The 22774-nt window shown below is 65.2% G+C and carries 21 protein-coding genes and 1 pseudogene; 3 read left to right on the top strand and 19 right to left on the bottom strand.

Going from position 1 to position 22774, the window contains the following annotated elements; all coding sequences use genetic code 11:
- Window positions 1–3: 3 nt before the first annotated feature.
- The 12 genes from E1N52_RS20810 to E1N52_RS20755 are packed head-to-tail and all read right to left on the bottom strand — an operon-like array spanning window position 4 to window position 12359.
- Complete coding sequence (locus E1N52_RS20810) at window positions 4–1182, bottom strand: beta-ketoacyl-[acyl-carrier-protein] synthase family protein (RefSeq protein WP_133184613.1); 1179 nt, start codon at window positions 1180–1182, stop codon at window positions 4–6.
- The gene (locus E1N52_RS20805; protein WP_205965642.1) at window positions 1182–3611 is read right to left on the bottom strand and encodes an MMPL family transporter; all 2430 of its coding nucleotides are present in this window, start codon (window positions 3609–3611) and stop codon (window positions 1182–1184) included. The genes E1N52_RS20810 and E1N52_RS20805 overlap by 1 nt, the downstream gene beginning before the upstream one ends.
- Window positions 3608–4279, bottom strand: coding sequence for a LolA family protein (locus E1N52_RS20800; RefSeq protein WP_133184612.1), 672 nt, complete (start codon window positions 4277–4279; stop codon window positions 3608–3610). Before E1N52_RS20800 ends, E1N52_RS20805 begins: the two co-directional genes overlap by 4 nt.
- On the bottom strand, window positions 4267–4707 hold the full coding sequence (locus tag E1N52_RS20795; RefSeq protein WP_133184611.1) for an acyl-CoA thioesterase: 441 nt from the start codon (window positions 4705–4707) through the stop codon (window positions 4267–4269). The genes E1N52_RS20800 and E1N52_RS20795 overlap by 13 nt, the downstream gene beginning before the upstream one ends.
- Complete coding sequence (locus tag E1N52_RS20790; RefSeq protein WP_133184610.1) at window positions 4704–6281, bottom strand: HAL/PAL/TAL family ammonia-lyase; 1578 nt, start codon at window positions 6279–6281, stop codon at window positions 4704–4706. Before E1N52_RS20790 ends, E1N52_RS20795 begins: the two co-directional genes overlap by 4 nt.
- On the bottom strand, window positions 6268–7977 hold the full coding sequence (locus E1N52_RS20785; RefSeq protein WP_133184609.1) for a glycosyltransferase family 2 protein: 1710 nt from the start codon (window positions 7975–7977) through the stop codon (window positions 6268–6270). Before E1N52_RS20785 ends, E1N52_RS20790 begins: the two co-directional genes overlap by 14 nt.
- Window positions 7974–9689 carry an ApeI family dehydratase gene (locus E1N52_RS20780; protein WP_133184608.1) on the bottom strand — a complete coding sequence of 572 codons (1716 nt, stop codon included), beginning with the start codon at window positions 9687–9689 and terminating at the stop codon, window positions 7974–7976. Before E1N52_RS20780 ends, E1N52_RS20785 begins: the two co-directional genes overlap by 4 nt.
- Entirely contained in the window at window positions 9686–10342 is a 657-nt protein-coding gene (locus E1N52_RS20775) for a COG4648 family protein (protein ID WP_205965641.1), read from the bottom strand. Before E1N52_RS20775 ends, E1N52_RS20780 begins: the two co-directional genes overlap by 4 nt.
- Window positions 10343–10350: 8 nt before the next feature.
- The gene (locus tag E1N52_RS20770) at window positions 10351–10602 is read right to left on the bottom strand and encodes an acyl carrier protein (RefSeq protein WP_133184607.1); all 252 of its coding nucleotides are present in this window, start codon (window positions 10600–10602) and stop codon (window positions 10351–10353) included.
- A gap of 3 nt (window positions 10603–10605) precedes the next feature.
- A complete protein-coding gene (locus E1N52_RS20765) occupies window positions 10606–10905 on the bottom strand; it encodes a phosphopantetheine-binding protein (protein WP_133184606.1) in 300 nt (99 codons plus the stop codon).
- The gene (locus tag E1N52_RS20760; protein WP_133184605.1) at window positions 10880–11674 is read right to left on the bottom strand and encodes a lysophospholipid acyltransferase family protein; all 795 of its coding nucleotides are present in this window, start codon (window positions 11672–11674) and stop codon (window positions 10880–10882) included. The genes E1N52_RS20765 and E1N52_RS20760 overlap by 26 nt, the downstream gene beginning before the upstream one ends.
- Window positions 11658–12359: a beta-ketoacyl synthase chain length factor gene (locus E1N52_RS20755; RefSeq protein WP_133184604.1), complete on the bottom strand. Its 702-nt coding sequence runs from the start codon at window positions 12357–12359 to the stop codon at window positions 11658–11660. The genes E1N52_RS20760 and E1N52_RS20755 overlap by 17 nt, the downstream gene beginning before the upstream one ends.
- 421 nt (window positions 12360–12780) lie before the next feature.
- Between E1N52_RS20755 and E1N52_RS20750 the strand changes: the two genes are divergently transcribed.
- Window positions 12781–13380 (top strand): LysE family translocator, encoded by a 600-nt coding sequence (locus tag E1N52_RS20750; protein WP_133184603.1) that lies wholly within the window; start codon window positions 12781–12783, stop codon window positions 13378–13380.
- Between the two features lie 22 nt (window positions 13381–13402).
- On the opposite strand, the gene E1N52_RS20745 is transcribed toward E1N52_RS20750, so the two are convergent.
- The gene (locus E1N52_RS20745) at window positions 13403–13909 is read right to left on the bottom strand and encodes a plasmid fertility inhibition factor family protein (protein ID WP_133184602.1); all 507 of its coding nucleotides are present in this window, start codon (window positions 13907–13909) and stop codon (window positions 13403–13405) included.
- Window positions 13910–14170: 261 nt separating this feature from the next.
- Here E1N52_RS20745 and purU point away from each other — a divergent pair, with 261 nt between their 5' ends.
- A complete protein-coding gene (gene purU / locus E1N52_RS20740) occupies window positions 14171–15052 on the top strand; it encodes a formyltetrahydrofolate deformylase (protein WP_133184601.1) in 882 nt (293 codons plus the stop codon).
- Window positions 15053–15068: 16 nt separating this feature from the next.
- Here the strand turns inward: purU and E1N52_RS20735 are convergent, their stop codons facing one another.
- Window positions 15069–15329, bottom strand: a complete 261-nt coding sequence (locus tag E1N52_RS20735) for a hypothetical protein (protein ID WP_133184600.1) — start codon at window positions 15327–15329, stop codon at window positions 15069–15071.
- 235 nt (window positions 15330–15564) lie between these two features.
- Between E1N52_RS20735 and E1N52_RS20730 the strand changes: the two genes are divergently transcribed.
- Window positions 15565–16674, top strand: a complete 1110-nt coding sequence (locus E1N52_RS20730; RefSeq protein ID WP_133184599.1) for a GlxA family transcriptional regulator — start codon at window positions 15565–15567, stop codon at window positions 16672–16674.
- Between the two features lie 637 nt (window positions 16675–17311).
- Here the strand turns inward: E1N52_RS20730 and E1N52_RS20720 are convergent.
- The 5 genes and pseudogenes from E1N52_RS20720 to E1N52_RS20700 all read right to left on the bottom strand — a co-directional run bounded on the left by E1N52_RS20720 (window position 17312) and on the right by E1N52_RS20700 (window position 22763).
- Entirely contained in the window at window positions 17312–18304 is a 993-nt protein-coding gene (locus E1N52_RS20720; protein ID WP_246089154.1) for a GlxA family transcriptional regulator, read from the bottom strand.
- 48 nt (window positions 18305–18352) lie between these two features.
- Window positions 18353–19249, bottom strand: a complete 897-nt coding sequence (choW, locus tag E1N52_RS20715; RefSeq protein ID WP_133184597.1) for a choline ABC transporter permease subunit — start codon at window positions 19247–19249, stop codon at window positions 18353–18355.
- Window positions 19242–20527, bottom strand: a pseudogene (locus E1N52_RS20710) (quaternary amine ABC transporter ATP-binding protein); the annotation flags it as partial. The pseudogene E1N52_RS20710 and the gene choW, both read right to left, overlap by 8 nt.
- A gap of 117 nt (window positions 20528–20644) precedes the next feature.
- Window positions 20645–21505, bottom strand: coding sequence for a glycine betaine ABC transporter substrate-binding protein (locus E1N52_RS20705; RefSeq protein WP_133184595.1), 861 nt, complete (start codon window positions 21503–21505; stop codon window positions 20645–20647).
- A 112-nt stretch (window positions 21506–21617) separates the two neighbouring features.
- Window positions 21618–22763 (bottom strand): FAD-binding oxidoreductase, encoded by a 1146-nt coding sequence (locus tag E1N52_RS20700; RefSeq protein ID WP_133184594.1) that lies wholly within the window; start codon window positions 22761–22763, stop codon window positions 21618–21620.
- Window positions 22764–22774 lie beyond the last annotated feature (11 nt).

Below are 22774 nucleotides of genomic sequence, written 5' to 3'. Positions count from 1 at the left end.
CGATCACCGTCCGAGTATGAGTGAAACGTTGCTGCCGCCAAACGCGAATGAATTACTCATCACATATTGGCGCACGCCGTTGCGCGGCAAATACCGCACGTCTTCAACCAGGTCGAGCGCCGGCAGCGCCGGGTCGGCTTCGCCGTCCCACAGATGGCGCGGCAGCGCGACGTCGTCGCGAGCGAGCGTGAGCCACGCGAGCCCCAGTTCGCTCGCGCCCGCTGCACCGAGCGTATGACCCGTGAGCGGCTTCGTGCCGCTCGCGGCCACGCCGCCGGGGAACACGCGCGCCATCAGGTGCGCTTCCATCTGGTCGTTCTTGATCGTGGCCGTTGCGTGCAGGTTGACGTAGCCGATCGCCGAGGCATCAATGCCCGCGTCGGCAAGCGCCGCGCGCAATGCAAGTTCGCCGCCCGCACCCGTCGGGTCCGGCGCGGAAATATGGTGGGCGTCGCTCGACTCGCCCGCACCGGCGAGCATCACCGGCCCTTCCTCGCGGCTCATCAGGAACACTGCCGCGCCTTCGCCGATGTTGATGCCGCGACGCTGCGCGCTCATCGGGTTGGTTCGCACGGGGCTCGTCGATTCGAGCGAGGCGAAGCCTTGCAGCGTGAGTTCGCAAAGCGAATCGACGCCGCCCACGACGACGGCATCGCACAGGTTCGCCCGCAGCAGCCGGCGCGCGGCGGCGAATGCCTTCGCGCTCGACGTGCACGCCGTGGAGATCGTGTACGCCGGGCCGCGCAGATCGAGCGCCGCGGCGGCGAACGGCGCGGCCGTGCCGATTTCCATCTGGCGGTAATCGAACGCCGAAGCGGCTTCTTGCTGCGCAGGCTGCGTGAACATCATTTCCGCGGCGCTGATGCCCGACGTGCTCGTACCCAGCACGACGCCGATACGGCCCGCGCCAAAGCGCTCGCGCGCGGCTTCGATGGCGCTGCGGATCTGCGCCAGCGCGGCGAGCAGAAGCCGGTTGTTGCGGCAGTCGTAGTGGGCAAGCGACGCGGGCGGCGCGATGTCGAGCGGCGCCTTCACGCTGCCCGCGAACGCCGTACCGGTGCGTGTCGCGATCGGCCCCATTCCGGGCGCCTCGCCACGCGCGAGCGCACCCGCGATCGCAGTCACGTCGTCGCCAAGCGCGTTGACCATGCCGAGCGCGTGCAAATAGACAGGGAGCGCCATTACGCCTTTCTCCGTTGATTCGTGGGCATGCCGCTTGTTCCGCTTATGCCGATAGGCGCGAGCATGACGGACACCATGATGCCGAGCGACAACGTGGCGCCGAAACTCTTGAGAGCGGGCATGGAACTCATGCCGAGCATGCCGAACGAGAGCAACGTGGTCGCGGCGGATAGCAGCACACCCGTCCACACCGCGCCGCGATCGGTGGCAGCGCGCATCGCGCCTTCGCGCAGAAAGACGGCATAGTTCGCGCCCACGCCGAGCACGAGCATCAGCGCCAGCATGTTGAAGAGATTGATGCGCACGTGTGCATAGCCGAAAGCGGCGAGCGTGACGCCGATGGCGAGCCACACCGGCAGCGCGACCGCGATCGCGCCGCGCCAGCCATAGCGGAACATCAGCAGCGCGAGCACGAGCGTCAGCGCGCCCGCGAGCCAGATTGCGCCGTCCTGCCGATACACGCCGAAGAGCCGCGACACGCTCGCTGCCTTGTCGACGAAGCTCACGCCGGGCAGCGCGTGCGCAACGTCGAGCAGCGCGGGCTCGTTCGCAGCGGACACACCTTGCGGAATGACTATCGCCGCGAACGCACCCGGCGTGCTCACGGAACGCCCGAGCCACAGGTGGCGGAACGGCTGCGACCAGGGTTCGGCAAGCCAGTCGTCCACGTGCAGCATGGCAGCGCCCGAGCGCGCCCAGGCATCGAGCCATGTTTGCGCCACCTCGTCACGAAAGCCTGCTGCGCCGAGCAGCGAGCGCAAGGCGGCGGGGTCGGCGAACACATGCGCGCCGAGCAGCGCGCGATCGGCCCGCTGTCGCGCTTCGGACGGCACAAACGACGTCACCGATTGCCAGTCGCCCAGCGCGGATGCGCCCGTGAGCGTACCGAGCCGCGCGCACAGCGCCTCGGTGCGCTCGAGAACGGCCTCAGGCGACGCACCGCGCACGACGAAGAACTGCGCGCTGTTGTCGGCCCCCACCGCGCTCGACACCACACGCTCCTGCGCGACGAGCGCCGGGTCCCGCTGGATCAGCAGATGAATGTCGTCGTCGCTGCGCAGTTGCAGCCAGCCCGGCACGGCGGCGACCACGAGCGCCAGCGCGACGCCCCATGCGCGACGCCCGCCGATCAGCGCCTGCCACTTCGCGAGCGAAGCCGCGGCCACCACAAAGAGCGTTTGGGGACTGCGGCGCGCGGGCTGCGTCATAAGGCTGGGTAGCAGCCAGATGACCGAAGCGAACGCCGTGAATATGCCGACGATGGCGAAGCACGCGATCTGCCTGAGCGCCGGAAACGGCGCGAACGTCAGGATGGCGTAGCCAAGCAGGCTCGTGCTGAGCGCCACCGTGAGCGCGGGCAGCACTTCCCGCGCGCCGCGCCGCGAATCCCAGCCGTGCCGCGTGCCGAGGTAGACGACGAAGTACTGAATAGAGTAATCGACCGCCTCGCCGATCAGGCTCGCGCCGAACACGAGCGTCAGCAGATGCAGCTTGCCGAAGACGAGCATCGTGGCCGCGAGCGCGCACACGATGCCGAGCGCGGTGGAGACGAAGCCCAGCAGGATCAGCCGCGGCGAGCGGAAGATCCAGAGCATGAGCAGCGCGATCCCCACCGCCGAAACGATGCCGATCACATGGACGTCGCGCTCCGAGGCGCGCCGCGCAGACTCGGCATAGAACACGGCGCCCGTGCGCGCGACCGTGACATCGGGCCACGACGCCTTGAGTGCCGTTTCGCCGTGTGCGACGGCAAGCAGCACGCCTCGCTGAACGTCGGATTCGTAGGCTGACCCAGGCAGCGTGCCGATCACGAGCACGCTCGTGGTGTTGCCGTGGTGCGCAACGAGGAAACCGTCCTCGACGGTGAGATTCGATGCCGCGAGCGGCAGCCCCGCGAGCCAGTGCTGAAGCCAGCCGAAGGGATCGTCCGCGAGCGACGTTGCGAGACCCGCGTCCGGCAGGCCATAGAGGCGCTCGGCGAGCGCGCCGCGCAGCGTTTCGGTGCTTCCGGAGACAACGGCACGGTCTTGCGCAGTCAGCAGGCTAAAGCGGTACGGCAGGTAAAAGCGCGTAATGCGGCCGAGATCGAACGGCGGGACTTGCGCCGTCACCGAAGCAAACGCGTGACTCGCGCTCAGCACCGCGCCCAACTGCTGCGCCGCGGCTTTCGCGTGCGCCCCGTCGCCGCTCGACACGAGCAGCACGGCGCGGTTGCCGAGCGCGCTTGCAAGCTGGTCCACGGCCTCTTCGGCCACGGGGTCGGCTTCAGTCGCCGGCAGCAGCGCGAGCAGGTTCGTCTGCAGGGGCGTCGGTCCCGCAAAGCGCCAGGCGCAATACAGCGCCGCCGCGAGCGCCAGCAGCAGCCACGCGGCGCGCAGCGTCCACTGCCGCCACGGCGGCGTTGCGGTGCGAAGCTCGGAGGAACTCACTGCGGCGTTCCGAAAAGCTTCTGGTCGGCGGGCGTAAGTTCGGACACCTGCGCGCTGCCGCTAAAGTCGTACTGCGTAACGTCGCCGTTGGCGAAGGTGATGCGCAAGCTTTGCAGGAAGTCGCCGCCTTCCATCTCGATGCCGCGCAGCGCCTGTGCAATCTGCGGCTGGCGCGGCACGAGGCGCATCTGCCATTGCGAAGGCGTGCCGCGCGCCGCTACGTCGAATTGCGAGTACAGCCCGCTCAGGTCGCCGCCCAGCATCGCCCGCATCATCTTCGCGATCTCCGCCGCACCGCGCGCGCCCTGTGCACCGGCGTTCTGGCTACGCAGACCGGCCGCATCGATCACGGTGACGCCGCTGTCGCGCATGATCCACGTCTTCTTGTACGGCGTCTCGACCTGCCAGATCACGCCGCGTTCGCGAAAGAACAGCAGCGAGCCCGTGCTGACGAGCGGGGCTTTCATCGCGGCGAGCGTCTGCGTCTGCGTGAAATGCGCACGCACGCCATTGGCGCGCGCGAGACGCGACGCGATCTGCGAGACGAGTGCCGCGTCGCCGGCGTTCGCGCTCACGTTCGCAGGCGCCGTCGCGGCCCGCGCCGGAAGCCACATCGACTGAAGCGCAAGCACTGCGGCCATCGCCGCGCATCGTTTCAACGCGCCCATGCACGCTCCAGCTTTTCGAGCACGACAGGCGGCGAGACGAACTGCAGCTCCTGCGTGGCGGCGTTCACGGCGACCTGGATCGTGTAGCCCTTCGTGAGCCGCGTGCGCGAATCGCGATCGTAGATTTCGTAGCTGATCTTCAGGCGATTTTCGTATTCGAGCAGGTGCGCGCACACCTCGAGCTGCTGCCCATAAACGGCGGGCCGCACATACTTCAAATGCGCTTCGACCACCGGCCACACGTAGCCCGACGCCTGCATCTCGCGATAGTCGTAGTCGAACTTGCGCAGCAGCGCCGCGCGGCCGAATTCGAAATACTTCAGATAGTGGCCGTGCCAGCAGACGTTCATCGCGTCCACGTCATGGAACGGCACTTCCACGTTCGCGCTTGCGCTCAACACCGGCGCAACCTTGCGTGATTCGCTCATCGCCCGCCCTCCGCGTTCGGCCCGAGGAAGTCGCCGGTTGCGATTCGCTCCGTCATGTCGCGCAGTTCGTGTTCGAGCGCGCGGTCCTCGTCGACGAATGGCGATGTAGCGGCCACGTCTTCCATGAACGCGGCAAGCGGCGCGGGAATCATCGTCTCGGCGTTGCCGCGCAGCCGCAGACGCGCGGCCTGCACCGTGGCGAGCGCATGGGCGGCCGCGACCTGCTCGGTGAGTTGCAGCACGCGCAAACAGTCGCGCGCCGCGATCGTACCCATGCTCACCTTGTCCTGGTTGTGTGCTTCCGTCGAGCGGGAAAACACGCTCGCGGGCATCGTGTGCTTGAGCGCCTCCGCTGTCCACGCCGACGACGAAATTTGCACGGCCTTGAAGCCGTGATTGATCGGCGCGCGTGCACTCGTCGCGCCCGTGAGGTTGCGCGGCAGGCCGTTGTTGAACTTGTCGTCGACGAGCAAGGCAAGCTGCCGGTCCATCAGATCAGCAAGATTCGCCACGGCCGTCTTGAGTCCATCCATCGCGAACGCGATATGGCCGCCGTAGAAGTTGCCGCCGTGCAGCACGCGCTCGCCGTCGGGATCGATCAGCGGATTGTCGTTGGCGCTGTTCAGTTCGTTCTCGATGTCGCGGCGCATCCACGTGAGCGCATCGTTCGCCACGCCGATCACGTGCGGTGCGCAGCGGATCGAATAGCGGTCCTGCAAGCGGTGACCCGGCGTGTCCGGACGGCCAGCGAGGTCAGCACGGATCCAGGCCGCCGCCTCGCCCTGCCCGGCGTGCGGCTTGGCTTCGAAGATGAACGCGTCGAAATGCGCGGCGCGCCCGTCGAGCGCCACCGTGGCGAGCGCGGTGAGGCGCGCGGCGAGGCGCGAAAGTTGCGCCGCGCGCGTGAACGCGAGACACGCAAGGCCCGTCATGACCGCCGTGCCGTTCATCAGCGCGAGGCCTTCCTTGGGCGCAAGCGTGAGCGGTTCGCGGCCTAGCGCGAGCCACGCGTCGCGCGCCTCGCAGGGCGCGCCGCGAAACTGCACGCCACGCTCGCCAACCAGCGCCGCCGCGACATACGAAAGCGGCGTGAGATCGCCGCTTGCGCCCACCGAACCTTCGGCGGGAATACGCGGCAACACGCGATGATTGATGAGATCGGCGAGGCGTTCGAGCAGCACCGGGCGCACGCCCGAAAGCCCGAGCGCGAGCGAATTCAGACGCGCGGCGATCACGGCGAGCGCCGAAGCGTCGTCGAGATACTCGCCCATGCCGCAGCCGTGATAGCGCGTGAGTTGCAGTGGCAGCGCCTCGACGAGCGCCATCGGTACGTCGACGACGCAGGCGTCGCCGTAGCCCGTATTGACGCCGTACACGGTCGCACCGGCTTCGAGATGGCGGCGCAAAAACTCCGCGCCGCGCGCGATGCGTTCGCGCCAGGCCGGGTCGTCGTTGAGCTGCACAGCAGCACCGCCACGCGCTACCGCGACGACGTCTTCGATCGTCAAATGGCGGCCGCCGAATACCACGGCATCCGCCTTGACTCCGGCATCCTTCATGTCAGTCTCTGCCATTCGCTCCCCCACTGGGGCGCGCCCAGAAATCGTAGAAGTTGAACCATTGGTACGGCGCCTTGCGGCAATAGTGTTCGAGGCGCGACGCAAAGCGCTGCGCCCACGCCGCAATATGCTCGGCGCGGCCACGCCGCGGCAGATCGATGCGCTCGGCAAACGGCTCGAAGTAAAGCCGGTAGCCCGTGCGCTCTTTCAGGCAGAACAACAGATAAACGGGGCACGCGAGCGCATGCGCCAATACATAGGGTCCCTGAGCAAACGCGGCGGTCTCGCCAAGGAATTGCGCCTGTGTGGTGCGGCCGGTTTCGCGCGCGGGCGTGCGGTCGCCGACGATGACGAGCAGCTCGCCTCGCTCGATGCGCTCCTGCATCATCAGCGCCGTTTGCGGGCCGAAGTCGCTCACCGGCACGAGATGCTGCGCGAAATCGTGATGGGCGGTAGCCAGCACGCTGTTGAAGCGTTTCGCGTGCTCCGTGTAGACGATGGCCGTCACCTTCGTTTGCGCGCCGCGCACGGCCAGCGCCCGCGCCATTTCGAGGTTGCCGTGATGCGAGCCGATCACGAGTGCGCCGCGGCCGCTCGCGATCAACGCGTCGAACGCGCGTGGGTCGTCGATCTCCACGTCAGCCGGACCGACGCGGCCCGTCCAGGCGGCCAGCTTGTCGAAGCCCGATTGCGCGAACGAGAGCATATGGCGGTAGGCCGTGAACCAGCCGGGGCGCGGCGTCTCGCGTTCCGGCGAACACTGCTGCAGCCGGTCGAAATAGCGACGCGAGGCTTCGCGCGCGGGACGGCCCGTGACGAGGAAGTAGGCGACGATGGGGTGCAGCCAAAGCGCGGTGAAGCGCCGCCCGAACAGGCCGCAACTCCAGGCAAGCAGCGCCATGCCGAGCCGGCTGCCACGTTCGGCGGTGCGCCACCACGGGTCGTTGCCGTCGCCCGCATCCGTGCGCCGCGGCAGGACCTTGTGCGCGAGCAGCAGCGGCAGACGCGCGAGCATGCCCGCGACGAGCCGCGTATGGCTGCGGCTGATGCGCACGTTGTCCCACAGCACGTCGAAATGCGAGACGCCATCGGCCGCGTAGGTGACGGCGGTCGGAATCGAGATGAACGCCACGCGCCGCCAGTGCAGTCGCACGAGAATCTCGATGTCGAAGTCCATGCGCTCGGGCAGTTTCACGCTGTCGATCAGCGCGCACGCGAGGTCGAGCGGATAGAGGCGGAAGCCGCACATCGAATCGCGAATCGTGAACGAGAGCGTCTCGATCCACACCCACACGTGGGTCAGATAGCGCCCATAGAGGCGCGCTTTCGGCACACTCTCGTCGTACACGGGCTGGCCGATCACGACCGCGCGCGGATTCGCCTGCGCGGCAGCGAGAAAGCGCGGAACATCCGCGGCGTCGTGCTGGCCGTCGGCGTCGATCTGCAGCGCGTGCGTATAGCCTGCGTCGCGCGCGGCGCGCAGCCCCGCCATTACCGCTGCGCCCTTGCCGCCGTTGACGGGCAGGCGCCGCAGCGTGAGCTTGCCGGCGTAGCGACGCGCGAGGTCCGCCAGCACCTGCTGGGTGGCTTCATCGCTGCCGTCGTCCACGACGATGAGCGGCAGTCCGTGGACGATCAGGTTCGCCACGGTGCCGCCGATCGCGTCCTTGTGGTTGTAGATCGGAATGACGATACAGGCCGTGAGGCTCATGCGGGCTCCCTGTATACGAAAGCGCCGGACGCGCAGTCGCGCTCGCCGACGCGCCATGCGAACGCTACGCGGCGGCGCGCGGCGTCGTGCTTGAGCACGAGCTTGAGCAGCACGCCCGGCGGTACCGGCATGGTGAATTTCAGTTGATCGATCGAGACGAGCGCACGCACGCCGGGCACCCAGTCGCGCGCGAAACGCATCGCCCAGTCCACCTGCACGACGCCTGGCAGAATCGCCAGCCCCGGAAAGTGGCCCGCGAAATGAACGAGCGTGTGCGGGACGCGCAGTTCGAATGCCCGCCCTTCTGCGTCGTCCCATTGCGCAAGCAACTCGAACCCTTCATCGCTGGCCGCGAATGCGCGGGCGACCGCTTGCGCCTGAATCTTGCCGCGCGAGTCGACTGGCAGCGCGCAGTGAATGCGCCAGTGCCGCGGCAGAACGACCGCGTCGAACCAGGCGGCGAGATGGCGGCGCAACGCTTTAAGGAGCAGAACGCGGCCATCGCGGCGCAGCGTTTCGCGGCCCTCTGCGGTAAGCACCACGAGCGCGCCGATGCGCTCGCGCGAGCCGCCTTCGAGCAGCACGGTTCTCACTTCGGCAACGCCGGGATGCAGCAGCAGTTTGCTCTCCATCTCGCTGAGCGACACGCGCTTGCCGTCGAGCTTGACCACGCGGTCGAGACGCCCTTGCAGCACGAAGCGGCCTTGCTCGTCGAGCGTAGCCTTGTCGTCGGTGCGATGCCAGCCGTCGTGGCCGAGATGCGGCGAGCGCACCTCGAGCGCGCCGCCCTCCTCCGCAGCGCCCGCGCGCACGTCGATGCCCGGCATGGGCGTCCACGCTTGCGCTTCAGTCTGTCTGCGCCAGGCGATTCCGCCCGTCTCCGTGCTGCCGTAGATCTCCAGCGGCGCGACACCGAACGTGGCGGCATATTGCTTCGCGGTGTCGAGCGGCAGCGGGCCGCCCGACGAGAGGAATGCGCGCGGCTGCGGAGCGAGTGTCGCGAACCCCGGCAGATCGGGCCAGCGCGAGAGCTGCGCAGGCGTCGAGACGACGACGGTCGCGCCGCACTGCGCCGAACATTCGGCTATGCGCGCCTGCAGTTGCGCCGGGTCGGCACAGGTCGCGCGTGCAAACGGCCTTCCCGCGGCCAGTGGCCAGAAAACGCGGAACAGCAGCCCGTAAATGTGGTGATGCGGCACGCTCGCGAGCACGGCCGCGTCGCCCAGCAGGGCGCCCCACGCGGCTTCGAGCGTATGCACTTCCGCGTCGAACTGCGCGAGCGTCTTGTGTACGGGCTTCGGCGTGCCGCTGCTGCCCGACGTGAAGAGCGTGAGCATTGCGTTCGCATCGATCGCCATGCCGGGCTCGACGAGTTGAACCGCTGCGGTATCGGCACACCACGCGGCAAGCTCGTTTTCGTCGAGCACCGCGTCGTACGCATCGCTTAGTTCGGCAAGATAGCCGGGCGTCGCGTTCGCCGGAATCACGGGCACCTTGCCAGCGACAAGCAGTCCGAACAAAGCGCAGGCGAATAGATACGGATCTTCGCTCCATAGCGCGAAGCGCAGGCCCGGCTGCGTGCGCATGCGCGCCGCAATGCCAAGCGCATGCGCTCGGAACGTATCGAAGTCCGTTACGTTGGCGCCATCGACGCAAACCACGCTGCGCGGCTCGCGGCAACGCGCCACGAGAAGCTCGTGCAATGCGATCACACCGCCTCCCGTCGCGCAGCACGCGGCAGCATGATCCATTTACGCCAGACGAACTCGCCGGCCAGCAGCGCACCGATGATCACATAGGCGAGCAGCCCGTTGTAGAGCGACCAGGCGCGAGTGGGCCAGGCAAGCGCCGTCCAGGCGGAAAACATACTGTTCAAAGCGAAGAAAACACACCAGAGCTGCGTGACGCGGCGCGTATAGCGCACGATGTGCGCGGGCGGATCGGGATAAGTCAGACGTGCGAATTTTTCGACCATCGACGGGCCCTTCACAAGGGTCGCGCCGAAGGCGACGAGCAGCCCGATATTCACGAGCGAAGGATAGAGGCGCATGAGCCGTTCGCTATTGGTGAGGACGATGGCCACCGAGGCGACATTGAGCATGACGGCCACGGCCCAGTCCACCGGCGTGAGCTTGCGCAGCGTTGCGGCGAGCGCGCCCGTGCCGGCCACGCGCTGCATCCAGAGCAGCACGAGCAGCAGCAAGCCCACGAAGCGCGGCGAATCCCAGCGCCACGCGCAGAGGATCACGACCGGGTACGCGAGACTGGCAAGCAGCCTCCACTTGCTGCGTGCCCGGCCGCCTGCCGCGTCGCTTTCACCTGCACCGGCAGGCTCAGCCGAGCCGTGCCCGCGAAGAACCGTCACGAATGGCCTCAAGCCTGGGTCACGAGCAGCGCCTCGACCGCGACGATCACGTCGCCCACCGTGCGCACCTGCTTGAACTCTTCCGGCTTGATGCGGCGGCCCGTCATTTCCTGGAGCTTGATGGCCAGATCGACGGCATCGATGCTGTCCAGATCCAGTTCCTCGAACAGGTGCGCCTCCGGCGTGACGCGCGCCGGATCGATATCGAAGTTCTCGTGAAAGATCTCGCGGATACGGTCGAGAATTTCAGCCTCGTTCATGATTCAATCCCCTTTCCCTGCAGTGGCTTCCAGCGCCTCGTTTTCGTTTGTGTGCCCCGCGACGAGCGCCGCGAGCGTGTTGATCGACCGGAAGTAGCCGCGCACGCTTTCGTCGTCGGCGTTGATGGTCAGTTGATAGCGCTGACGCAGCACGATGCCGATCTCCAGCGCGTCGATCGAGTCGAGCCCCACGCCGTCGGTGTCGAACAGCGGTGCGTCGTCGTCGATATCGGCGGGCGTGAGATGCTCGAGATCGAGCGCCTCGATCAGGAGCCGCTTAATTTCCAGTTTTAAAGTATCCATAGTCAAACAGGTGCTGTGTGATTTGCGCCTCGATGGTGCGCGTGACGTTGCGCGCGGCGAGTGCGGAAGGCATGTCGCGCGGCGCGAGCGGCTGGACGCCGATGGGCGCCAGCACGTTCACGCTCATGCGGAAGGGCCGCTGCGGAACGTGATACCAGCGCATCTGCTTGGTGAAGGCGGGCGGATCGCAGTGCATGAGCACGGGCAGAACCGGCGCGCCGGCCTCGAGCGCCGTATGCGCGAAGCCGCGCGAGAACGCGTGCAGGCGATTCGGCGCGGGGCTGCGCGAGCCTTCGGGAAAAATGATCATGCTGTAGCCGTTCGCGAGCTGGCGCGCGCAGTCCTGCACAAAGCCTGTGGGATCGGCATTGCTCACGTACTCGGCCGCGCGCACGATGCCCCAAAAGCACGGGTTGCGCCAATGCGCGTTCTTCACGACGCAACAGGCCGATGGCGTGAGCGCGAGCAGCACCACCACGTCGAGATAGGTGGGATGGTTCGCGACAACGATGGCCGGTGTGCCCGAGCGCAGCGCATTCGCGCCGGCCACGTCGAGCTTCATGACGCCCGCGCGCTGCAAGGCGGCCACGAGCGAGCGGAAAAACCAGTGAATGATGGTGGTGACCGCGCGTTGCCGCGAGGCGCGATGCGGCCAGACCGACGCGAGCGGAAACACGATCACCGAGAAGAGCAGCCCGCACGCGCCGAACAAGGCGAGGCTGAAGCCGGTGGCGAAGAGCCGCCAGCCGTAATCAAGCCGAGCCGACATGCCAGCTCCATTGCCATGTGCCGCCGCTGCCCTGCCACGCGGCGCTTTCGCCGCCGCTCAGGCAGTGATGCAGCGCTTCACTTTGTGTAGCGAATTCGCGTGCCTGTGCTGCCGGGCCCTGCCTGTTTTCTGTGATGGAGCACGCGAGCCGGCCTTGCGGCGCCTCGCTCGCATCGAGCAGCAACGCGAACGCGCCGCGCTGAACTTCCTGCTCGACCGTGCCGTAGCGGGCGTCGGCGGGTTCGTCGGCGTAGACGATCAAGACCGCGCTGTCGGGGTCTTCCGTATGCAGCGCGTGGCCTTCGAGCAGCGCGTAGCCCAGCGTTGCCGCCCCTGCCGAGAGGGCCGTAGCCGGCGAACGGTCGCCGCGCACGATGCCGAACAGACCTGTCATCGCATTGAGCACGGAAAGGCTGAACGCGTTCGGCGAAACGAGCTTGTTCGCCTCGATATCGCGCAGAATGTCCGTCGTGCGGCGCAACTCGCCGTGCCGCGATGCGAAAACCACGCGTGTCCTGGTTTGCACATCGACGCAGTCGCCCGCCACCTTCAGCGCCATCCGCGAAAGCGCGCTCAGGCGGCGGCGCATCATCGGATCGACGAACGCAACCTCAGGCACACTTTCCGATGCGGAAGACCAGAAGGACCAACGCGCCACGGGCATGGTCCACGACAAATCAGGCATAGGGGTTGACGATAACGGCGGCCGCAACGTGCGGGCTCTCGACCCCGGACGGCGTATGTTTATTCTTCCTCGGCCCGCAAATTTTCTGGACGGAGTTCTCGTGCGTACTTTAACGGCGGGCGTCGCGAATTATTTAGGGTGGAGCACGAAATATTTTGAAATGATTTGTTACGCATCAAGAGATGCATTGAAATCAAGAATTTAGGCGCGCGACATAAGCACGCATTTACCAAAGCAGATGCCGCTCTGAGCATGACGAATATCGGCCGACGGTTTAGCGCCTCGGACCCGGCTGAAATAGGCATATACCGGCGCAAGCCGTAGAATGCGGGCACCGTGGGGCAGTTTCAGTTACTGGCTGCCACAACACCCTACAGTCAGCTTCCAACAATCCGAACTCCCTATTCCCCCAGTCGCCCTCATGCTTTCCATTTCCACCATCGGGCTGATGGTCTCGGGCTGCGCGATCGTGCTGCTCATGCCGGGGCCGACCAACACCCTGCTCGCCGCAGCCGGTTTGAGGCAGGGCCTGCGGCGCTCCGCGCATCTGACCGCAGCCGAACTGGCCGGCTACCTGGTGTCGATTACGGTCTGGGGGCTTTGCTTCAACCATGCGTCGCAATCGCTGAGCTGGCTGCCAAAGGTGCTGCGTGTGGCCAGCAGCCTCTATCTCGCGTGGCTCGCCCTGCGCCTTTGGTTCACGGCAAACTCGATAGAAACGTCGGCCAGAGGCGTAGTCAGCACGCGCACGCTGTTCAGCGCCACGGTGCTCAATCCCAAGGCCATTTTGTTCGCCGGCTCGATTTTTCCGCCCGCGGCGTTCGCGAGCGTCATCACGTGGCTCCAGGCCATGGCGATCTTCGCGGTCTTGCTGATTCCCATCGGCCTGACGTGGATCGCCATTGGCGCCGCGCCGCGCAATGGCCGCGCGCCATTCATTCGCCCCGCGTTCTTCCAGCGTTGCGCATCCGTCGTGGTGGGCGCCTTCTCCGTGTCGCTCATGTGGGCGCTCGCCCACTGACGCTATCGAGCCATTCCGGGGCTCAGGCAGTTGGCGGCAGAACGAGTTCGGCGACGCTGAGCCAGCGGCTGCCAGCCGTGCCAGCCAGGCGCTGCAGCGCCTCGGCGTCGTTCACCGCGCATTCCACCGGAAAGGACTTTGCCGCGTAGGCGGCTAGCCAGAGGGTCCGCATCACGCCATCCGTGAACGCAACGTACGGCACGGGGACGCTCGCCGGGCAACTGACTTCTGCAATCGGCACGGGGTCTTGCTCGCCGAAACTGAAGCCCTCGGCCGCCAGTTCGAAGCGCGGGTCGGCACGCCATGTCTGCGGATTGCCGTTTGCGAGCCCAGCGTGCTCGCTGCGCGGGTCGTCCCGCCAGAGCCTCAAGAAGCGCACGCAGTCCACTTCGACCACGGCCCGTTCCTCGTTGCCGTAGTTCGAGCGGCTCACCGACATATACACATCGGCGACCGATGTGCGCACGCGGAAAAGCGCGGCACACTGCCCTTTCGACGCCCTCGCCTGCAGACCCAGGTAACTCTCCATTTCCGCTCCAGATTAGCCGCAGCCCCATGCTTGCCGGAGAAAAAAACGCGGGATAGCAGGAATGCGACAGCCATAGGGGCAAAAGTGACCTTCTTCTTGCTGGCGCAGGTTTGGCGCCGGGTTGGCGTATTCATTCTCTCGATACAGCGCGTGGGTTCTATGTGCCGCGCGCCGATTGGTGGCTTACTTGCGCCATCAAGCCAGCGCCCCGGCACGAACCGCAAGTTGCACCGGGCGCACCACGACACGAGGAGAACGCGCATGCCCACCGAAGACCCGCAGCACCGCTACGTGCTCACGCTGTCCTGCCCCGCCGCCGCCGGGCAGGTTGCCGCGGTCGCCGGCTTTCTCGACGCGCACCGCGGCTATATCGACGAGCTCACGGTGTTCGACGACGACATCAGCACGCGGTTCTTCCTGCGCTGCGTCTTTCACGAGGTCGTGCAGCCCGGCGCGGCCGAGCGCTTCGACCTCGCGGGCCTGCGGGACGAGTTCGCGAGCGTCGCGCGCAAGCACGAAATGACCTGGGCCATTCACGACCTGCGAGTGCGTCCCAAAGTGCTCATCATGGTGTCCAAGCTCGAGCATTGCCTGGCCGACCTGCTGTTTCGCTGGCGCATGGGCGAGCTGCAGATGGACATTGCGGGTATTGCCTCGAATCACCGCGATTTCGAACCGCTCGCCAGGCAGCACGACCTGCCATTTCACTATCTCCCCGTCACGCCTGAAACGCGGCGTGAACAGGAAAACGCCATCCTCGACCTATTTGCCTCGACCGGTTCGGAGCTGCTGATTCTCGCGCGCTACATGCAGATTCTTTCCGACGAAACGAGCCAGAAGCTGGCCGGCCGTGCCATCAACATCCACCATTCCTTCCTGCCTGGCTTCAAGGGCGCGCGCCCCTACCACCAGGCGCACGTGCGCGGGGTCAAGCTGATCGGCGCGACGGCGCACTTCGTCACCGACGATCTCGACGAAGGCCCGATCATCGAGCAGGAAGTGCAGCGGGTGGACCACTCGCTGAACCCCGAGCGCCTGCTGGCCGTCGGGCGCGACGTCGAATGCGTGACGCTCGCGCGCGCCGTGCGGGTATTTCTCGAGCGCAGGGTCTTCATCAACGACGGCCGCACCGTCGTGCTGTGAGCTAGCGCGGGGGCGTTCACGCCGCCATGCTGTGGCGGCGTTGCGCCTGCGCCACCAGCGCCGCGAACGCGCCCTCGCTCATCCTGCTCGCCACCCGCTCCGCATAGTCGTGGTGCCGCGGCGAGAGCGCCGCGCCCACGCACCGCGCCTGCAGATAGCGCAGCAGCCCGATACGCCCGTGCCCGCGCGCCATGCTCTGCTCGAGCAGCGCGAGCGCGGCTTCGGCATCGCCATGACAGGCGCGTTTGTTGAGTTCGACGGTTGCGGTGCGCGGCATGAAAGCAGGCCTCGTGGATGGGTGCAGCGTGGGGCGTGTGCCCGCTAAGAGTTGACCAAAGCGGCGGCGGCGCCGCTAGAACGAACGCGCCAGGCCGGCGGAACCGCCCCGCCATGCGGCCTGTATTCCTTCAAGATTTCGCTTTTGCGAAGATCGATGGCGGAAATCGACAAGCGCCTCGGGGACATATCGTGGAAGCTTGGCTGAACCAGCATCGTCGCTTTCCTGGGCCTCCATGTCCGACACACTCGCCACCGCCGTTTCCTTCGACGCCGCTCCCAAGGAGCGCATCCGTTTCGGCATCGTGCTGCTGCCGAACTTCACGCTGACCGCGTTCTCCGGTTTCGTCGACATGCTGCGTTTGTCCGCCGACGAAGGCGACTACAGCAAGCCCGTGCGCTGCTCGTGGCGCGTGATCGGCGAAACGCTCGCGCCCGTGCGTGCGAGTTGCGGCATCCAGATCGCGCCTTGGGAAACCTTTGCCGATGCCGAACCGGTCGACTATCTCGTGGTCGTGGGCGGACTGCTGCACTCCGGCCCGCACGCAAGCGAAGCCACGCTGCAGTACTTCCGTCGCGCGGCCGGCGGTGAGACGACGGTCGTCGGGATCTGCACAGGCGTTTTCGCGCTCATGCGCGCCGGCGTGCTCGACGGTCATCGTATTTGCGTGAGCTGGTTCCACTATTGGGACTTCATCGAGCGCTTCCCCAACGTCAATGCCGACGCCATCGTCGCCGACCGCCTGTTCGCGATCGACCGGCGCCGCATTACCTGCTCGGGCGGCCGCGCGTCGATCGACGTCGCCGCTGCCATTTTGCTGCGCCACTTCGATCACGCGACCGTGCAAAAAGCGCTGCGCATTTTGCTGGTCGGCGAAATGCAAAAGGGCAATGCGCCCCAGCCTCACCCGCCCGGCCTCGAGCCTGCTACGCACCCGAAGGTGAAGCGCGCCGTACTGTTGATGGAGCAGCAGGTTGGACGCAACGTGCCGCTGGAAGAACTGGCCTGCAAGCTGAACCTCTCGCCGCGGCAGCTCGAACGCCTTTTCAAGGCGGAGACGGGGAAGAGTCCGCGGGCATTCGCCAATGTCTTGCGGCTGCGTACAGCCGCGTGGCTACTCACGAGTTCGGATCGAACCGTTGCCGATATTGCTTCGAGTTGCGGGTTTTCGGATGCTTCGCATCTTGGGCGTGAGTTTCGGAAGCAGTTTGGGGTGCCGCCGGTTATGTTTCGTGCGCAACGTAGTGGGCAGGATTCGGGGCAGTTGGCGGAGCTTGATGCGCTTTTGCGGGGTGGTGCTGCGCTTGCTGATGGGGAGGCTGCTGTTGGTGGTTCGTTGCACTGACTTTTTTGTTTGGTTTCGGTTTTTTGGGGGGTTTCTTGTTTTCGCGGCGGTATGCAGGCGTTGCCCCTGTGCGGGGCGGCACCTACTTTCTTTGCCGCGGCAAAGAAAGTAGGCAAAGAAAGCCGCTCACACCGCTAATGCCTGCCACGGTTCACATCTCGACGTAACTGGTGAATGGCTCCGGAGCGTCTGGCACCACTCGCCCATAACCGGAGTGACAAGGCGCTCATCCTTCCAGCGGCGCTACGCGCGCCGAAGGGCATAACCCAAAACCGGCGGGGCGCGTACATTCACGTAAAGCCTGACAATGGCCCCTGGTTTCCCATGCAGACCCAACCGCAGCGCGCGTAGCGAGCAGCGGGATGAATGACTGCCTTGTCACTAACTTTGGTGGTGCGAGGTGACAGACGCTCCGGAGCCATTAACCAGTTACGGCGAGATATGAACTGTGGCAGGCATTGGCGGTTTGAGCGGCTTTCTTTGCCTACTTTCTTTGCCGCGGCAAAGAAAGTAGGTGCCGCCCCGCACAGGGGCAACACCTGCATACCGACGCGAAAACAAGAAACCCCCAAAAAAACGGCAAAAAGCCAAAACCAAAACCAAAACCAAAACCAAAACCAAAACCAAAACCCAACCCTCACTCCACGCCCCGCCGCTCATGACTAGGCGCATGCCCAAACTGCACCCGATACGCCTTACTAAAATGGCAGGGTGAATTAAACCCACAAATAGCGGTCACACGAGAAATCGAAGTATCAGTCGTCCGCAACAGATCACGCGCCCGCTTCAACCGCAACGTCAAATAATAATGCGTCGGCGAGACATTCAGATAAGCCTTGAACATCCGCTGCAAATGCCGCTGCGAAAGCCGAACGAGCCGCGCGAGTTCCTCCAGCGACAGGGGCTCCTTGATATTAGCCTCCATCAACCGCACGACCTCCACCAACTCGGCACGCGAAAAACCCACACGCGCATCCACAGGAATAGGCTGCAGATCGGTCGAACCGCGAATCCGTTCGAGAATAAACTGTTCGGATACCTTGGCGGCAAGACTCTGCCCAAGACTCGCACCAACGAGTTCGAGCATCAGATCAAGCGGCGCGGTGCCGCCCGTGCAAGTAAGCCGGTCGCGATCGACCACAAACAGTTCATCAGCGAAACGCACGCGCGGAAACTCTTCGTGCAAGACCGTAAGATCCTCCCAATGCACCGCGCAGCGATAGCCATCCAGCAGCCCGCTCGCCATCAGCGCGTAAGCACCGGTGCAGATGCCGCCAAGCGGCACGCCCTGCTGCGCCACCATGGCGAGCGTGGCGCGCACGCCTTCGCTCATGATCTCGCGTATGCGTATGCCGCCGCACACGATCAGTACGTCGGGCAGGCACGCCGGGTCGATCGCCTGCGCGGGGCGCACCGTAATGCCGTTGCTAGCGCGGGCCGGTGCGCCATCCAGCGAGTAGATCGACCAGCGGTAATGGTCCGCGCGCCCCACGTAGTTCGCCATGCGCAGAACCTCGACCGCACTCGAAAACGCGATCATCGAAAAGTTCTGCAACGTCAGGAAACCGAAATGTCTGAGAGACGATGCCGTGCGCGTTTCGGGTTCGGGCACGGCGATGTCGGTCGTCACATTGCGCTCCTCAGGAACGAACGGCGGTTGATCGTGTTATGCGAACGGTTACGCCTCGACTACTGCGGGACGCACCCGCATCAGTTGCTTGAGCCCCGAGAGCAGCGGCGCTTTCACCGCGCCCGGCGCCCGGCCAAAGCTTTCGGTGATGCGGTCGAGGATGATGGCAAGCAGCACGACGGACAGTCCGCTTTCGAAACCAAGGCCAATATCCAGCCGCTGAATGCTCGCGAGCACGTCGTTGCCAAGTCCGCCCGCGCCCACCATCGAGGCGATGATGACCATCGAAAGCGCCATCATGATGGTCTGGTTCACGCCCTGCATGATGGACGGCAGCGCGTTGGGAAACTGCACCTTGTACAGCAATTGCCACGGCGTGCAGCCGAACGCCTGCCCTGCTTCGACGATCTCCCGATTCACGTGCTTGATGCCGAGGCTCGTGAGACGCACGGCGGGCGGCATGGCGAAGATCACGGTGGACAGAATGCCTGGCACGCGGCCGAGACCGAACAGCATCGCCGCAGGGATCAGATAGACGAAGGCCGGCATGGTCTGCATCAGGTCGAGAATGGGCCGCACGATGGTTTGCACGAGCTTGCTCTTCGCCGTCCAGATGCCAAGCGGAATACCGATCACGAGGCTGATGACCGTCGACGAGAGCGTGAGGCCGAGCGTCACAACGGTCTGATCCCAGAAGCCTGTTGCGTAGATCAGCAATAGCGAGCAGGTGACGAAGATCGCGAAGCGCAAGCCCACACGCCACAGGCCGATTGCGATGAAGAACGCCATGAGCGCCCACATGGGAATGGCCTGCAAACCGTGCTCGACGAATGCGGCGAAGCCCTCGATTGCCTTGCCGACGGCGTCAAAGCTATTGGCGTCGTGGTCGAGCAGATAGTGAACAGACTGATCGACCCACTGGCCGACGGGAATGATCTCAGACATGGGCAGCACCTCGATTACGCGTAATGACCTTCAGCACGGCGGCCTGATCGATGGAGCCGCAATAGCGGCCCTCGTCGTCGACCACGGGCAGCGCCGTCGTGTTCGCACACACGCGCGAGACCACCTGCTCGAGCGGCGTGCCTAGCGTGATGCATTCGACTTTCTGCAGCGATGGCTGCGCGGCGCCGATCGCGTCGCGCGTGACACACCCGCTGATGCGGCGCTGGGCGTCCAGCACGAACGCGTACTCGGCGCTACCGTTGAGCGACGAGGCAACGCTCTTCGCGTCGAGCGTGCGGATGACCGGCACGGCTTCGCGCTGCATGAGGTCACCGGCGGTGAGATAGCGGCTCGTGTCCACGCCGTCGAAGAACGCACGCACATAGTCATCGGCAGGATTGCTGATGATTTCCTGCGGCGTGCCGATCTGCACGATGCGTCCGCCTTCCATGATCGCGATGCGGCTGCCGATGCGCAGCGCCTCTTCGAGGTCGTGCGAGACGAACATGATCGTGCGGCGCTGCTCCTTTTGCAGTTGCAGCAGCACGTTCTGCATTTCCTTGCGCTTGAGCGGATCGAGCGCGGAGAACGCTTCATCCATGATCATGAGCGAGGGGTTCACCGCGAGCGCGCGAGCGAGGCCCACGCGTTGCTGCATGCCGCCCGAAAGCTCGGCGGGCAGCTTCTGCGCAAATGCCGCGAGGCCGACCTGTTCCAGCACGGCCAGCGCGCGCCGCTCGCGCTCCTTGCGGCCCACGCCCGCCACTTCGAGGCCGAACGCGGCATTCGCAAGCACGCTGCGCTGCGGCATGAGCGCGAACGACTGGAACACCATGCTCATGTCGGTCCGGCGCAGCGAGACCAGTTCCGAGCGCCGCACGGCGGCGATATCGCGCCCGTCGATGACGACCTTGCCGGCGGTGGGCTCCACGAGCCGGTTTATGAGCCGGATCAGCGTGGACTTGCCCGAGCCGGAGAGGCCCATCAGCACGAAAATCTCGCCCTCATGCACCTCGAACGACGCATTGTTCACGCCGAGCACATAGCCGGTCTTCGCGAACAGTTCGTCTTTCGTCGCGCCCTTCGCAAGCAGCTCACGTGCAAGCTTCGGGTTGGGCCCGAACACCTTGCATAATCCATCGACCACGATCTTGGGGGATTTCATCGACTCCGTCTCCTCGAACGGCAGGCGCCGGCCCGCACGGTATGTCTACATAGTTGCCAGAAAAATCCCTGCCGGGATGGCGAATTGCGACAGACGCTTACGCAAAAGCGACACGGCGCCGCATCAGAAAAGTCACTTGCTGCATGCGCACAATCGCACTGCGCGCGGCCCGTGATGGGCGCTGATCTGGCGGGGCCGCTGCGGGCCCCCTGCCGTTTTATTGCTTGCGATTACTGCGTGCCCGCCCAGGCATTCACGCGGTCGCCATGCGCGGCGATCCACGTATCGGCGGCGGCGTCAGGCTTCTCGCCGTTCTGGATCGCGAGCATCACGCTGTCGATCTCACCCGGCTTCCACTGGAAGTTCTTCAGGAACGTCACGACCTGCGGGGCCTTCTTTTCCAGCTCGGGGTTGGCCACGTTGTCCACGTGCTCGGCCGCGCCGTAGACGTTCTTCGGATCATCGAGGAAGCGCAGCTTGTACTTGGCGAACATCCAGTGCGGCGTCCAGCCCGTGACGATCACGGGTTTCTTCGATCCCACCGAGCGCGCCAGCTCGGCCGTCATCGCGCTGCCCGAACTCGGCATCACGCTGTAGCTGAGGTCGTATTGCTTGACGGCCTCATCGGTCTTGCGCATCACGCCCGCGCCGGCGTCGATGCCGACGATGCGCCCGCCGAACGCCGACTTGTCCGCGTTCAGATCGGTAATGCTCTTCGCGCTCACATAGTCGGGCACCACGAGGCCAATCTTCGCGCCCGTGAAGTTCGTGCCGAGGTCGACCACCTTGTCCTTGAATTGCGCCCAGTACGCGCCCTGTGTGACGGGGAGCCAGGCGGAAAGCGTCGCGTCGAGGTCACCGCGCGCCACGCCCTGCCACATGATGCCCGCGGCCACGGGCACGAGCTGCACCGGATAGCCGTAGCGTTTCTCGATGATGCGCGCGGCCACGTTGGACGTCGCGACGCTGTCGTCCCAGCCTTCGACATAACCGATCTTCAAGGTCGGCTTGCCGTCGGCAAACGCCGGGGCGCTCAAGCTCACCATCGCCGATAACACACCGGTCCAAAAGAGTTTTCCAGCCAGCTTCATGGTCGATCTCCTGTGATATGGGCAAGCGCCCCGTGCATATGCAGATTCGCCCGCCACAATCTGCCGCTAACGTCGATTTACGACGTGTTCTTGTCGTTGCGCGACGTGCGCGCTATTTGTCGACGACGAGGTCGGACAGCGGCTTCGAGCAGCACAGCAGCGCCATGCCCTGATCGATTTCGCGCTGGCGTATGCCGCCGCTATGCTTCATATCCACTTGCCCGGAAACGAGCTTGACCTTGCAGGTTCCGCACATGCCCTGGCTGCACGAGGAAGCGAGGCGCACGCCGGCCTGGCGCGCAGCATCGAGCACGGTCTGTTGTGCGCCGCATTGAATCTCGCGGCGGCTCTTTGCGAAGGTGATCTTGAAGCTGGCCGTTTCGACCGACGATTCCGCCGGAGGCTGTTCGACCGGCGCTTCGGCTTCCGCCGTAAGCGTTTCGAATGAAAAACTCTCTTCGTGATAGCGTTCGCGCGCGAAGCCCGCTTCGTCGAGCAGATCGCGCACGGCTTTCATGTAGGGCGCGGGCCCGCAGGTGAAGATTTCGCGTTCCATGAAGTCCGGTGCAATCAACTTCAGGAGCGGCAGCGAAAGAAAGCCCGTCACGCCTGACCAATCGGTGCGTGCGCCCACCCTTTCACAGACGAACGACGTGCGGAAATTCGCGCGGCTCGAAGCGATCAGTTCCAGTTCGCGCGCGAAGATGATGTCGTCGGGTGTGCGGGCGCTGTTCACGAAAACGATGTCGCGGTCCTCCGCGAGATCGTGATGCGCGCGGCTCATCGACATCAGCGGCGTGACGCCGGACCCTGCGGAAAGGAACAGATACTTCGGAGCGGGGTGACGCGCACAGGTGAATTCGCCGGCCGGCCCGAGCACGCGCAGCGAAACGCCAGGCCGCAGGTTGTCGTGCAGCCAGTTCGACACCTTGCCGCCCGGCACTCGCTTGACCGTAATGGAAATGGTATGAGGCCGTGCGGGCGACGACGAAATCGTATAGCACCGGTTGATGGCCTCGCCGTCGATCTCGAGTTCGAGCGTGAGGAACTGCCCCGGCTCGAACGAGAACGTGCGGCCCTGCGGCGAGCGCAGGAAAAAGCTCTTCACGTCGTGCGTTTCCTGCCATACGTGGCAGCACACGAGGGTCTCCTCGACCTCGCTCGTCCACCGCTCGGGCAGCGCGCCCCAGAACGCCGGGCGCGTCACCCGGCTGTCGCTGGCGTCGAGTGGATTGAATTGGGCCGCGTCTCGCATCATGTCAAACTCCG

Source organism: Paraburkholderia guartelaensis (assembly GCF_004353905.1).
Lineage (GTDB): Bacteria > Pseudomonadota > Gammaproteobacteria > Burkholderiales > Burkholderiaceae > Paraburkholderia > Paraburkholderia guartelaensis.
The sequence above is the reverse complement of the archived record's forward strand: the minus strand, read 5'-3'. Positions and strand labels throughout refer to the sequence as shown.

What these genes read in the sequence shown, in the direction of transcription:
- E1N52_RS20735 (WP_133184600.1), bottom strand. Translation starts at nt 15,329, where the DNA reads ATGCCGCGCACCGCAACCGTCGAACTCAACAAACGCGCCTGTCATGGC.
- E1N52_RS20755 (WP_133184604.1), bottom strand. Translation starts at nt 12,359, where the DNA reads ATGCCTGATTTGTCGTGGACCATGCCCGTGGCGCGTTGGTCCTTCTGG.
- choW (WP_133184597.1), bottom strand. Translation starts at nt 19,249, where the DNA reads ATGTCTGAGATCATTCCCGTCGGCCAGTGGGTCGATCAGTCTGTTCAC.
- E1N52_RS20795 (WP_133184611.1), bottom strand. Translation starts at nt 4,707, where the DNA reads ATGAGCGAATCACGCAAGGTTGCGCCGGTGTTGAGCGCAAGCGCGAAC.
- E1N52_RS20770 (WP_133184607.1), bottom strand. Translation starts at nt 10,602, where the DNA reads ATGAACGAGGCTGAAATTCTCGACCGTATCCGCGAGATCTTTCACGAG.
- E1N52_RS20765 (WP_133184606.1), bottom strand. Translation starts at nt 10,905, where the DNA reads ATGGATACTTTAAAACTGGAAATTAAGCGGCTCCTGATCGAGGCGCTC.
- E1N52_RS20785 (WP_133184609.1), bottom strand. Translation starts at nt 7,977, where the DNA reads ATGAGCCTCACGGCCTGTATCGTCATTCCGATCTACAACCACAAGGAC.
- E1N52_RS20700 (WP_133184594.1), bottom strand. Translation starts at nt 22,763, where the DNA reads ATGATGCGAGACGCGGCCCAATTCAATCCACTCGACGCCAGCGACAGC.
- E1N52_RS20745 (WP_133184602.1), bottom strand. Translation starts at nt 13,909, where the DNA reads ATGGAGAGTTACCTGGGTCTGCAGGCGAGGGCGTCGAAAGGGCAGTGT.
- E1N52_RS20730 (WP_133184599.1), top strand. Translation starts at nt 15,565, where the DNA reads ATGTCCGACACACTCGCCACCGCCGTTTCCTTCGACGCCGCTCCCAAG.
- E1N52_RS20760 (WP_133184605.1), bottom strand. Translation starts at nt 11,674, where the DNA reads ATGTCGGCTCGGCTTGATTACGGCTGGCGGCTCTTCGCCACCGGCTTC.
- E1N52_RS20810 (WP_133184613.1), bottom strand. Translation starts at nt 1,182, where the DNA reads ATGGCGCTCCCTGTCTATTTGCACGCGCTCGGCATGGTCAACGCGCTT.
- E1N52_RS20750 (WP_133184603.1), top strand. Translation starts at nt 12,781, where the DNA reads ATGCTTTCCATTTCCACCATCGGGCTGATGGTCTCGGGCTGCGCGATC.
- E1N52_RS20705 (WP_133184595.1), bottom strand. Translation starts at nt 21,505, where the DNA reads ATGAAGCTGGCTGGAAAACTCTTTTGGACCGGTGTGTTATCGGCGATG.
- purU (WP_133184601.1), top strand. Translation starts at nt 14,171, where the DNA reads ATGCCCACCGAAGACCCGCAGCACCGCTACGTGCTCACGCTGTCCTGC.
- E1N52_RS20790 (WP_133184610.1), bottom strand. Translation starts at nt 6,281, where the DNA reads ATGGCAGAGACTGACATGAAGGATGCCGGAGTCAAGGCGGATGCCGTG.
- E1N52_RS20800 (WP_133184612.1), bottom strand. Translation starts at nt 4,279, where the DNA reads ATGGGCGCGTTGAAACGATGCGCGGCGATGGCCGCAGTGCTTGCGCTT.